This window comes from Rhizobium sp. 05N430 (assembly GCF_056396985.1).
Genome location: NZ_JBFTMO010000034.1, coordinates 1 through 12143 on the forward strand (window position 1 = coordinate 1; position 12143 = coordinate 12143).

10 protein-coding genes are annotated in these 12143 nt (G+C 61.8%); all 10 read right to left on the minus strand.

Going from position 1 to position 12143, the window contains the following annotated elements:
* Positions 1-1133, minus strand: a 1133-nt coding sequence (locus AC1DJO_RS29655; protein WP_477974105.1) for an efflux transporter outer membrane subunit, incomplete at its 3' end; no start/stop codon positions are given.
* Between the two features lie 156 nt (positions 1134-1289).
* On the minus strand, positions 1290-4397 hold the full coding sequence (locus tag AC1DJO_RS29660) for an efflux RND transporter permease subunit (protein WP_477974106.1): 3108 nt from the start codon (positions 4395-4397) through the stop codon (positions 1290-1292).
* A gap of 46 nt (positions 4398-4443) precedes the next feature.
* On the minus strand, positions 4444-5664 hold the full coding sequence (locus AC1DJO_RS29665) for an efflux RND transporter periplasmic adaptor subunit (protein ID WP_477974107.1): 1221 nt from the start codon (positions 5662-5664) through the stop codon (positions 4444-4446).
* A gap of 155 nt (positions 5665-5819) precedes the next feature.
* Positions 5820-6422: a TetR family transcriptional regulator gene (locus AC1DJO_RS29670; RefSeq protein WP_477974108.1), complete on the minus strand. Its 603-nt coding sequence runs from the start codon at positions 6420-6422 to the stop codon at positions 5820-5822.
* A gap of 96 nt (positions 6423-6518) precedes the next feature.
* Positions 6519-7463, minus strand: a complete 945-nt coding sequence (locus AC1DJO_RS29675; protein WP_112390936.1) for a phosphoribosylaminoimidazolesuccinocarboxamide synthase — start codon at positions 7461-7463, stop codon at positions 6519-6521.
* Positions 7464-7538: 75 nt separating this feature from the next.
* On the minus strand, positions 7539-9284 hold the full coding sequence (locus AC1DJO_RS29680) for an SLC13 family permease (protein ID WP_477974109.1): 1746 nt from the start codon (positions 9282-9284) through the stop codon (positions 7539-7541).
* 115 nt (positions 9285-9399) lie between these two features.
* A complete protein-coding gene (locus AC1DJO_RS29685; RefSeq protein WP_477974112.1) occupies positions 9400-10086 on the minus strand; it encodes a phosphoribosyltransferase in 687 nt (228 codons plus the stop codon).
* 14 nt (positions 10087-10100) lie between these two features.
* A complete protein-coding gene (locus tag AC1DJO_RS29690) occupies positions 10101-10907 on the minus strand; it encodes a pseudouridine synthase (RefSeq protein ID WP_477974110.1) in 807 nt (268 codons plus the stop codon).
* Between the two features lie 175 nt (positions 10908-11082).
* Positions 11083-11289 carry a hypothetical protein gene (locus AC1DJO_RS29695; protein WP_112390942.1) on the minus strand — a complete coding sequence of 69 codons (207 nt, stop codon included), beginning with the start codon at positions 11287-11289 and terminating at the stop codon, positions 11083-11085.
* 139 nt (positions 11290-11428) lie between these two features.
* On the minus strand, positions 11429-11767 hold the full coding sequence (locus AC1DJO_RS29700) for a hypothetical protein (RefSeq protein ID WP_477974111.1): 339 nt from the start codon (positions 11765-11767) through the stop codon (positions 11429-11431).
* Positions 11768-12143 lie beyond the last annotated feature (376 nt).

Sequence of the window (12143 nt, forward strand, 5' to 3'; positions counted from 1 at the left end):
CGACGGCCGACGGCGCTCAGCACCGCAGACTTCCAGGCGAGATAGGCAGCCTTGGCATCCGACTTGGTGATGTCGACATTGGCGCGCAGGCGGCCGCCGTCGAAGATCGGCAGGTTCAGCGTCGGGCCGAAGGACCAGGTGGTCAGGCCGCCATTGCCGCCGACCGGGCGGACGTAAGACGGTGAGATCGAGCCGGACAGCGAGATCGACGGATAGAGCTGTGCCTCGGCCACGCCGATATTGGCGGTGGCGGCGGCCAGATCCCGTTCGGCCTTGCGGATATCCGGACGGTTGCGGATCAGGTCGGCCGGAATGCCGGCCTGCAGGCCGCCACGGAACACCGGCTGATGCGAGCCTTTCTGCAGATCGCTGACCAGCGAAGAGGCCGGCAGGCCGAGCAGGGTGGCGATGTGATGGGCGGCAACCCGGAAGTTGGTTTCGAGACCCGGGATTTCGGCCTGGGTCGACTGCACCAGACCTTCGGCCTGGACGACGTCGAGGCGCGAGGCGGCACCGGCTTCGAGCTGGAACTTGGTGAGATCGAAGGTCTCGCGGCGCGACTTCAGGTTTGCCTGGGAGAGCGCGATGCGTTCCTGGTAGTAGCGGGCGTCGATATAGCTGTTGACCAGATCCTGGAGGAAGGTGAGCTTGGCGACGTCGGCGGTGGCATAGGCCGAATCCAGCGAGGCCAGCGCGCTTTCCTTCGAACGGCGGTATTCGCCGAACAGATCGAGCAGCCAGGAGACATTGGCTTCACCGGCGGTGGTGTTGGTGGCGCCGGAGCGGGTGCGAAGGTTGCCCATCTGGCCGCTGACCGTATGGGAAGCACCGACGACGAGGCTCGGGAGCGCGCCTGCACCGGCGACCGTCACCTGGGCTTCGGCAGCGTTGATGCGCTCCAGCGCCTGCAGTACGTCGAGGTTCTGGCCGATGCCCTGGGCCACCAGCGCGTTCAGACGCTGATCGCGATAGGCCGTCCACCACTGGGCGGTCGCAACATCACCATTGCTCTTGACCCCGCCTTCACCGAACTTCGCGGGAAGCGGCATCTCCGGGGGGACATGATCCGGACCGCTCACGCAGCCGGCCAACAAAAGCATCAATGCCGGTGTGGCATAACGAAGAGATACCATGCAATGTTCTTCCTGTAACTCGACCAAGTTCTAAATTTCTTGTCCGAAGCATCATGCTTCGCAATCGGCCGCGCTCCGTGCCAACGAGATACACCATGCCGAAGCAGTTCCGCGGCAATGTAGCAATGAGTCAGTCATTCTGGCAGTGTATTTTTATCACACTCCCGCCTCATTTTTGCGCCGCGAGAAGACCCTGCGGATGACCACAAAGAAGGACGGAACGAAGAAGATACCGAGCGCGGTCGCCGCCAGCATGCCGCCGAGAACGCCGACACCGATGGCATTCTGGGCCGCCGAGCCGGCCCCGGTCGCGATCGCCAGCGGCACGACGCCGAGGATGAAGGCGAGCGAGGTCATGATGATCGGGCGCAGGCGCAGCCTTGCCGCTTCGAGAGTCGCCTCTAAAAGGCCCATCCCCGTTTCCATCCGGTCCTTGGCAAACTCGACGATGAGAATCGCGTTCTTCGCCGCCAATCCTATGGTGGTGAGCAGACCCACCTTGAAGTAGACGTCGTTTGCCTGGCCGAAGAGTGTGGCTGCGGCGAGTGCACCGAGCACGCCGACCGGCACGGCCATGATCACCGAGAACGGGATCGACCAGCTTTCATAGAGTGCTGCAAGGCAGAGGAAGACGACGAGAATCGAGATCGCGTAGAGAATCGGCGCCTGCGAGCCGGAGAGCCGCTCCTGATAGGAAATGCCCTGCCAGGCAACGGTATAGCCGCCGCCGAGCTGCGCCGTCAGCGCTTCCATCTCATTCATCGCGTCACCCGAGCTGACACCCGGCGCCGAGGCGCCGTCGAGCGGGATGGCGCTGACCGCATTGAAGCGGGCAAGCGAAGGGGCGCCCTTTGCCCATTCCGTCGTGGTGAAGGCGGAGAAGGGCACCATTTCGCCAGCCGTGTTGCGGGCATACCAGTGATCGAGATCGCTCGGCTGCATGCGGAAGGGGGCGTCGCCCTGCACATAGACGGGCTTGATCTCGCCGTTCAGCGTGAAGTCGTTGACATCGCGGCCGGTGAAGATGATCGACAGCATCGAATTGACCGAGGCGATGTCGACGCCCATTGCACCGATCTTTTCCTGATCGATGATGATCTTCATCTGCGGTTCGACTTCCTTGTTGTTGCTGCGCAGCGCGACGATCTTGCCGCTGCTGTTGCCCATCTGGATCAGCCGCTTAGATGCCGCATCGAGCGCCTGGGTGCCATGGCCGCCGGTATCGACGAGATACATGGAGAAGCCGCTGGATACGCCGAGGCCCTGGATGGCCGGCGGCAACAGCGCGAAGACCTGCGCCTCGCGGATGGTAAAGAAGTTCTTAAGCGCGCGGTTGACGACGGCCTGCGCATGCAGGTTCTCGTCGGTGCGCAGCGAGAAGTCCTTGAGCTTGGTAAAGACGATCGCGCTGTTCTGACCCGAACCGTTGAAACCGAAGCCGAGAGCGCCGAAGACCGAATCGACGGCGTCCTTCTCGTTCTCGCGGTAATATTTCTCGACCTTCTCGACGACGGCCTGGGTCTGCTGCGAGGTGGAGCCTGGCGGCGTGGTGACGATTGTCAGCAATACGCCCTGGTCTTCCTGCGGCAGGAACGAGCTCGGCAGTTTCGTGAACAGATAGGCACATCCGCCGCCGACGATCAGGAACAACAGCATGACGCGGACCGGCCGCTTCAGCAGGTAGCCGATGGTGCGGACGTAGCCGTTGGTGGAACGGGTGAAGTTGCGGTTGAACCAGTCGCCGACTCGGTTCTTTTTGTGCTCGTTGACCGGCTTCAGCATCGTGGCGCAAAGCGCCGGCGTCAGCACGATGGCGACGAGAGCAGACAGCAGCATCGCCGAGACGATGGTGATCGAGAACTGCCGGTAGATGATGCCGGTCGAGCCGCCGAAGAAGGCCATCGGAATGAAGACGGCGGTCAGAACCAGCGCGATACCGATGATGGCACCGGTGATTTCACCCATCGACTTCTCGGTCGCTTCGAGCGGCGAGAGCTTCTCTTCCGACATGATGCGCTCGACGTTCTCGACGACGACGATGGCGTCGTCGACGAGCAGACCGATCGCCAGGACCATCGCGAACATCGTCAGCGTATTGATCGAATAGCCTGTCGCCGCAAGGATGCCGAAGGTCCCGAGCAGAACGACGGGCACGGCGATCGTCGGGATCAGCGTGGCGCGCAGATTCTGCAGGAAGATCAGCAGCACGACGAAGACAAGCACGATCGCTTCGATCAGGGTGTGGACGACCTTTTCGATCGACAGCTCGACGAAGGGCGTCGTGTCGTAGGGATAGGTGATTTCGACGCCTTCGGGCAGCGAGCCACTGATGCTTTCGAGCGATGCACGGACGCGGGCAGCCGTATCGATGGCGTTGGCGCCGATCGCCAGGTTGACCGCGAAGCCGGTCGAGGGCTGGCCATTGTAGCGGGACGAGCCGCCGTAGCTTTCCTGGCCGATCTCGATGCGGGCGACGTCGCTGAGGCGCACCGTCGATCCGTCTTTCTCGACCTTCAGGATGATGTGCTCGAAATCGGCGACCGTCGTCAGCTGGCTCTGGGCGGTGATCGTGACGTTCAGCTGCTGGCCTTCGGTGGTCGGCTGAGCGCCGAGCGAGCCGACGGAGACCTGCGTGTTCTGCGCCTCGATGGCCGAGGTTACATCGCTTGGCGTCAGCTGGAACTTCTGCAGTTTGTAAGGATCCAGCCAGACGCGCATGGCGTAGCCGGAACCGAAGATGTTGATGCTGCCGACGCCTTCGAGGCGCTGCACCTGATCTTCGATCGAGTTCGAAACGATGTTGCCGAGATCGACGGAGGAGCGCTTGCCATCGGTCGAAACCAGCGAGCCGACGAGCAGGATGCTCGAGGTGGAGCGCGTGACGCTGATGCCGGCGTCGATGACGTCTCCCGGCAGCTGCGACTGGACGAGCTGCAGCTTGTTCTGCACCTGCACCTGGGCGATATCGGCATCGACGCTGTTGCCGAAGGTCAGCGAGATGCTGGCCGAGCCGGTCGACGAGGTCGAGGTCATATAGGTGAGATCGTCGAGGCCGGTCATGCCTTTTTCGATGATCGTCGTCACCGATTTCTCGACGGTTTCGGCGCTGGCGCCGCGATAGGTGGCGTTGATGCGCACCGTGGTCGGCGCGATGTCTGGGTATTGCGAAATCGACAGCGTATAGATGCCGAGCAGGCCCGCGAGCATGATGGTGATCGCGATGACCCACGCAAAGATCGGGCGTCGGATGAAGAACTTGGCCATCAGTTTATTCCTGTGCGGCTTGGATCACTGTGAAAGGCGTCGCGACTTACTTCGCGGCGGGCTTCTGAGCGTCACCGGCCGCAGGCTGCTCAGCAGCCACGACCACACCGTTTTCATTGATTTTCATGGGAACCGGCTTCACCGGCATGCCTGGCGTAATGGATTGCAGACCGCTGACGATCAGCTGGTCGCCGTCCTTGATGCCCTGCGTGACGAGCCACGCGTTGTTGGAGGGCGTCGCGTCTTCGAAGACGCGGCTTTCGACCTTGCCGTCGGCCGAGACGAATTGCGCCGTCAGGCGGCCGTTGGCATCGCGGCTGGTTGCGAGCTGAGGCAGCGCATAGCCGTTTTCCGAGCCGAGCTCGACGGTGGCGCGGACATACATGCCAGGCAGGATGACGCGGTCGGGGTTGGGGAAGAGCACGCGGATGATGAAGGTGCCGGTCGTCTCGCTGACGATCTGCTTCGACATATCGAGCTTGCCCTTCTGATTATACTCCTTGCCATTCTCCAGGATGACGCGGAAGGCGACGTTGGCGCCTTCACCCTTCACTTCACCGGAGGCGATCGCATCGCGGAGCTTCAGAAGATTGGTGCTCGATTCCGTTAGCGAGATGTAGATCGGGTCGAGCTGGCGAACCGTCGTCAGCGCCGTCGTCTGGTTGGCGGCGACGACGTTGCCGACATTGTAGGCGGTCTGGTCGATGACGCCATCAAAGGGAGCGACGATCTTGGTGTGGTCGAGATCGATCTGCGCCGAGGCCAGCGAGGCCTTGGCGGAGGCGACTTCGGCCTGGGCCTGGAGCAGCGTCGTCTTGGCGGTTTCATATTCGATCTGTGTCGCACCGCTGCCGACGAGGCGCTGGTAGCGGTCGAGATTGCTCTGGGCGCTCGGAACGCTGGCTTCTGCCTTGGCGATGGCGGCCGTCGCCTGCTCGACTGTGGCAATATAGGGCGCGTCGTCGATCTGGTAGAGAAGGTCGCCCTTCTTGACTTCGCCGCCTTCGCGGAAGGCGATTTCACGGATGATGCCGCTGACCTGCGGGCGGATATCTGCGGTCTGGAAGGCTTCGGCACGGCCGGGCAGGATCGTCGTCACCGGGTAATTCGCCTTGGTGAGTGCGACAACGCCGACGGGCGAAGCCTGCTGGGCAGCCCCTGCCGCGCCAGCGCCGGCGGCTCCCTGCTTGTTGCCGCTATCGCTGCAGGCTGCGAGCAGTCCGCCAATTGCCAGAGCCGAGGTGATGAGGAGGGCACGCCGTATCATTCTGAATTCCTTGATGCAGATGGCATTCACAGACCGGACCAGCCTTCCGGCCGGCAACAAGCGACATATTAAAAGGCTGGTTGATCCGGATTCAAATGCCATCAATCCGAATTTAAGAAAAGCTTTCCGAAGTGACGTATGTCAGGAATCGTCACTTAGCAAGCGCTATTTTGCAGTGCGGTATCAACAAAACAAACGATATCGTGTGCTTTGTGAACAAGCGTTTCCTTGTCATCGCGTGCAATCAGCACCGGATGAAGGACGCAGGCCAAGACGTCGGCGACGGTGATTGCGGCGCGATGCGGGTCGGCACAGCGGTAGGCGCCGGAGGCGACACCATCCTGGATGATCTGCTGGAGCCTCTGTTCGATCCGCTCCCGGTAGCGGTTTCCCGCCTCGAACTTGGCTTCGATGGTCGTCAGGACCATCTCGAAGATATAGGGGTTGTCCTTGATATCCTGCAGATGGCTGTCGAGCAGGCGGAGCACGAAACGCTGCAGCCGCTCCTTGGGCAGCATCTCGCCGTCGACGGAGCCGAAGCGGTCGGCCATCGTTCCGAGATGGATTTCGGCGATGGCGTCGACCAGCGCCGTCTTGGAATGGAAATGCTTGAAGACATTGGCAGGCGACATGCCGAGGGCGTTCGCGATATCGGCGATCGAGACGGCGACATAGCCCCGTTCACGAAACAGCATCTCTGCCATCGACAGGATGTCGGCGCGAGTCTCTTCGGCCTTTCGTCGCGGCCTGCGTGCCATTCAGCCCCCTGCCGGTCTTTGCCGGCTCGCTTTCATTCAATGCTAGCGCGATCGAAGCCCGGCCTGCAAGCATCTCTGCAGGCAGGCTTCAGGCGCTCAGGCGAAATAGGGCGCGAGGTTGGTGCGCACACGGGCGAGGGGCGTTTCGCCGCTGTCATCGGGGACGAAGGTCTTTCCGGTGATCGCCTCATAGGCCTTGATGTAGACGGCCGAGGTCTGCTCGATCAGATCGGCGGGGATTTCCGGGATCTCGTCCTTGTAGGGGTCGCACCGGTCGGCGACCCAAGCGCGGACGAAGTCCTTGTCGAAGCTGGTCGGGCGGCCGCCGCTTTCGAATGCGGCCTGATAGCTATCGGCCAGCCAGTAGCGGCTGCTGTCGGGCGTATGGATCTCGTCCGCGAGGATGATGTTGCCCTGGGCGTCGGTGCCGAACTCGTATTTGGTGTCGACGAGGATCAGGCCACGCTTGGCCGCCATTTCCTGACCGCGGGCAAAGAGCGCCAGCGCGTATTTCGACAGCGTATCCCACTGCTCCTGCGTCAGCAGTCCTTTGCCGGTGATTTCGGCGGGCGTCAGCGGCGCGTCGTGGCCGCCATCGAATTCCTTGCTGGTCGGCGTAATGATCGGTTCCGGCAGGATCTGGTTATCGCGCATGCCGTCGGGAAGGGTGATGCCATACATCTGGCGCTCGCCCTTCTTATAAAGAGTGAGGATCGACGTGCCGGTCGTTCCAGCCAGATAGCCGCGCACCACGACTTCGACCGGCAGGATGTCAAGCCGCTTGCCGACGACGACATTCGGATCGGGATAGGCGATGACGTGGTTCGGGCAGATGTCCTTTGTCGCCTCGAACCAGTAGCGGGCGGTCTGGGTCAGCACCTGACCCTTGTAGGGAATGCAGGTGAGGATGCGGTCGAAGGCGCTGAGACGGTCGGTGCTGATGATGATGCGGCTGCCATCCGGAAGATCGTAATTTTCGCGCACCTTGCCGCGGTAGTAGTTCGGCAGTTCGGGGAAATGGGCTTCGGATAGGATTCGCACGGGCTCAGCATTCCTTTGTCGGAGGGGTTCATCCCTGCTCTAGTTTCATTGCGGGCGATGTCAAGCAAATGGCGGTCAAAGCCAGATGGCCGCGACGATCAGCACCGTCATTATATATCCGAGCAGTGCGAGTGGGCCACCGGCGCGCAGGAAGTCCGAAACCCGGTAGCTGCCGATGCTCATCGCCAGTGTATTGTTGTGATGGCCGAAGGGCGTCAGGAAATCCAGCGAGGCCCCGGCGGCCACGACGATCAGATAGGCAGCCGGGGGATGATGGGCGGCGGCGGCGAATTCCAGGGCGATCGGGCTGAGCACGATCGCGACCGTAGCATTATTGACGAAGGGCGTCAGCGCCATGGCGATGAAGAGCAGCAGCGCGATACCGGCAATCGGCATCGAAATCGGCACGGCGAGGCTCAGCCAATGCGCCAGCACTTCGGCGGTGCCAGTCGTCGCCACCGCCGAGCCGATCGGGATCATTGCGGCCAGCATGATGACGATCGGCCAATTGATATCGGCCATTGCCTGGCGGATGTTGAGAAAGCGGGTCACGGCCAGCGCGAAGACGACTGCGGCAAAGGCGATCTCGGGCCGCAGCAGACCGAAGGCCGAGAGTGCGACACCGGCGGCGAAGATCGCGAAAGGGCGCCACGATCCCTTGACGCTGCTTGTTACCGGTTGCGTCGCCAGCGGGAGGCATTCGCATTCCTCGAGCGCCTCGGTGATCGCATCCCGCGTGCCTTCCAGAACCAGGATATCGCCGATCGACAGCTGCAGATCCGCGAAGCGGCCTTCGATGCGTGGCGAACGCATCGAGAGCGAGGTGACCGAAACGCCCCGATTGCGGAAGACGTCGAGCGAGCGGATGCGCGAGCCGATCAGCGTGCTTTCTGGCATGACGGCAGCCTCGACGCGCGCGAAATCGGTCTGCAGCCCGTTCGGATGGATGGGTGCGGCAAGGGCTCCCTCTGCCTCCAGATCCGAAAAGACGGCATCAGCGCCTTCGGCAAGCAGTATGTCTCCCGCAGTGATCACCGATTGCGTCAGGCTGCCGAAGACGAAAGTGCCGCCGCGGATCAAGGCGTGCGGCTGCAACCCAAAACGCTCCGGACAATCGGACAGCGGTGTGCCGACGAGCGGCGAGGTGACCGGGATTTCGCGCTCTGCGACGATGCGGCGGGTCGCGGGCGGCGGCGCCGAGACGTCGCCTTCGGTTTCCGGAAACAGCCGGACGGCGAGGGCGGAGACTAGGAGGATCCCGGCGATTGCCACCGGCAGGCCCGCATAGGCGAAATCGAAGAAGCGGAACCCCGTTCCCGTCGCCTTTGCAAGGGCATCGCTGACGAGCAGATTGGCCGGCGTGCCGATCAGCGACACCAGGCCGCCAAGCAGTGCCGCGAAGGAAATCGGAATGACCAACTGGCGTCTCGGGATTTGCAGCACCGTTCCGGCGCGAAGGGTCGCAGGCAGCATGATGGCGAAGGCGCCGATATTGTTCATGAAGATCGAGATGAAGCCGGTGATCCCGGCAAGTGCGGCGATGACGGCGGCATTCGGCCAGCCGGCCGATTGAAAACGCTGGGCCAGCCCGTCGAAGAATTTCGCCTGTGCCAGGACCTGAACGATCAGCAGTATTTCGACAACGGTGATGACGACAGGGCTTGCAAAGCCCGAAAAGACCGCCTCTGCTGGGTAGAGCTTCAGAAGAAATCCGGCCAACAATCCGCCGATCGCCACGACTTCGATGCGGAAACGGTCAAGGGAAAACAGAACGAGCATCGCAGCGAGGAGGACCAGCAGAGAGGCTTGCTCGACATTCATGGGCAGGCTCGCGTTGCAACCGTCAGCCGAATGTAGCGGCCCGAGCGTGGCTGTATAGAGAGAGGCGGGAGAAAGATCGCATAATCCTTGTGACCGGCCGCGTTGGCGGCAGTGATCAGGGAGCCGGAACGCGCCAGCGGCCGTCGGCTGTCTTTTTCAATATCGGCGTCGAAAACACGCCGATCGTCCGGGCCGGCCAATGCGGTCCCGATGCTGCCAGCCTGTCGCGCCAGCGATCCGATTGCAGCATCGCCGCACCGATCACCACCGGCTCGATGCCGCAAGCGCCAAGCAGGTTCAAGCCTGAGACGATCGAGGCGCCGCTCGATATGACATCGTCTATCAAGGCGACACGGCGGCCTTCGAGCAAAGGCAGCATGCGCGGGTCTATATAGAGACGCTTCTGCTGGCCGGGCGTGGTGATCGACGAGAGCTCGACGGACAGTTCGTCGCGATACCAGAATTTGCGGGAGGTGCCGAGCGGCACATAGCGCGCATGGCCGAGCTTCTGGGCGACGGCTGCCGCAAGCGTCAGGCCAAGCGTCGGCAGGCCGGTGATCACGTCGGGTTCGAAGGCTGCGAGCTTTGCCGCCAGCGCCGCGGCCAGCGTATCCAGAACGGTAAAGCTCGCCTGGTTGACGATCAGCGAGGCTAGCGCGTGCTCGCCGTCCGAAAGCATGCGGATCGGCAGACGAAGCTGGCGGCCGTCCTCGAGCCCGGCAACATAGAAATCAGTGAAAGTGCCGGATGCTTCGAAGCTGCCGCGGGCGTGGATCTCCTGCCAGAAGTCGTGGGGGGCCATGGTCATGCTGCGGTTCAATCCCGTCTTGTCTTTTCCATGCCGGTGCGGCGGCGCAGATCGCGAAGCTCGGTCTCGGTCAATGCCCGAACGGCGCCCTTCGGCAATTCACCGAGCTCCAGTCCGCCAATCGCCACGCGCACGAGCCGCAGGCATTCGGTATCGAGCGCCTCCAGCATGCGGCGGATCTGGCGGTTGCGGCCTTCGTCAAGTTCGACCTCGATCCAGGAGTTGCGATCGCCGCTGCGCAGCAACGTTGCCGAGGTCGCCTTCAGCAATTCGCCATCATGGCGCACGCCGTAGGTCATCTCCGCCAGCAGTTCGCCATCCATGATCCTGCCGACCTGCACATGATAGGTCTTGGTCACGTGGGTGATCGGGTCGAGAAGCGTCTGGGCGAATTTGGTGTCGTTGGTGAACAGCAGCAGGCCTTCGCTGGCCTTGTCGAGACGGCCCACCGGCGACAGATGCGGGGCGTCGAAATCCTTCAGGCAGTCGTAGACGGTCGGCCGCCCCTCGGGATCGTGGCGGGTGGTCACTAGGCCGCGCGGCTTGTTCAGCATCAGGTAGATCTTGTCTTCGGCGGCGATCGCCGTGCCATCGACCGATATCTTGGCGGTCGAGAGACTGACCCAGGCGCTGGCATCGGTGATCTTGCGCCCGTCGACGAGCACCCGCCCGTCGGCAATCAGACGCTCCGCCTGGGTGCGGGAACAAAAGCCGAGCTTCGACAGGGCGCGGGGCAGGGTGACCCGCTTGCCGCTGGCATCGGGGCCGGGCCGGGCGCGGTCACGCAGTTTCTGCGGTGGGCGCCGTTCCTTCAACGCGCTGTCCTTCTTCCATTCATGGCGAAGGTTTTTGGCATGAACGGCAAACGGGCGCCAGCATGGGCGGTCAAAATCCAGAGAATTTCAGGGATTGCGGTATAAGAGCGGACGTCAAAAACCAGCGGCGCGAAGAGCGCCGTCTAAAAAGGCAGTCTGAGCGTCGCCGTGCCGGTCAATGATAGGCCAGGAAACCAGCGAGTTCCTGACGGCTGATAGTAATGCCGGCCGCAGCCTTCACAGGGTCGGGATGCGTGTAGGACAGGCTTGCCATTTCAGGCAGGTCGAGAGCCTGCTGCATGTTCATGATACCGATCGCGCGACGGCCGTTTGCGCTGTTGACGCTGACCTCGACGATGCAGTTCGTCTTCCTGTTTTCCATGATCATTTCCTCCCTCCTTATTATGCTTGAATATCTGGCATTAAAAATAGGTTTTTATGAGACATAAGTATTTACGGACCTTGGCGAATTTAAGATCACCAAGGTCCGTAAAAAGTCATAGTTATTGTGCGTCGCGGTATCAGCGCCACCAGTTGCGCTGCGGCGGCTGTTGCTGGCCGCTCAAGAGATAGCCGGCGAGAAAGCCGAGCGCGCCGACAAGCGCCAGCGCCGTGGTGGTGGCTGCCGGGTGCTCGCGGGCCGCACCTGCTACGGCGACGCCTTCGGCACGGATCTGCGCGACCGCATTCTTGGCCTTGGGAAGCGCGTCGTCATACGCCTTGCCGGCGCGGTCGCGGACTTCATAATAGGCTTCGGCGCCCTGGGCGGATATCATCTTCTGCAAACGTGACACTTCCTGCTGGAGGGAAGCGATGTCTTTGCTGACGGACGAACGGATGTCATCGGTATTGGCTGCCATAATGGTCTCCTTTCCTGCAATGGTGAGAGAACACCGCAGGACGGATTAGGTTCCGCGCCGATGGCGGCTTTGCGAAGCCGGTTCTTTAGCATTCCGTGAATTATATCGGTGAGGATCAGGCTGTTTCCGCAGGCTTTTTGCGGTTTCCGGAGGGGCGGAAAGCGACTTTTTGACTGATTGATAAAGATTTTCGGCTGGAGAGCGCCGCGAGGGGCGGGGCCGTGAATAATTCGCGCGAGAATCCTCTTTTCGAATCAATCTGTTACAAAAATGTCAAAAAACTTTATTTGTTGCTGTTGACTGTTTGCGGGGGTTAGCCGTATAAGCCGCGTCACTGAACGAGGGCGGCGGCGCTGCAGGCGACGAAGTCTTTCGC

Excerpts from the sequence above, each read along its gene's own strand:
- AC1DJO_RS29660 (WP_477974106.1), bottom strand. The coding sequence starts at position 4,397 with ATGGCCAAGTTCTTCATCCGACGCCCGATCTTTGCGTGGGTCATCGCG.
- AC1DJO_RS29665 (WP_477974107.1), bottom strand. The coding sequence starts at position 5,664 with ATGATACGGCGTGCCCTCCTCATCACCTCGGCTCTGGCAATTGGCGGA.
- AC1DJO_RS29670 (WP_477974108.1), bottom strand. The coding sequence starts at position 6,422 with ATGGCACGCAGGCCGCGACGAAAGGCCGAAGAGACTCGCGCCGACATC.
- AC1DJO_RS29680 (WP_477974109.1), bottom strand. The coding sequence starts at position 9,284 with ATGAATGTCGAGCAAGCCTCTCTGCTGGTCCTCCTCGCTGCGATGCTC.
- AC1DJO_RS29685 (WP_477974112.1), bottom strand. The coding sequence starts at position 10,086 with ATGGCCCCCCACGACTTCTGGCAGGAGATCCACGCCCGCGGCAGCTTC.
- AC1DJO_RS29695 (WP_112390942.1), bottom strand. The coding sequence starts at position 11,289 with ATGGAAAACAGGAAGACGAACTGCATCGTCGAGGTCAGCGTCAACAGC.
- AC1DJO_RS29700 (WP_477974111.1), bottom strand. The coding sequence starts at position 11,767 with ATGGCAGCCAATACCGATGACATCCGTTCGTCCGTCAGCAAAGACATC.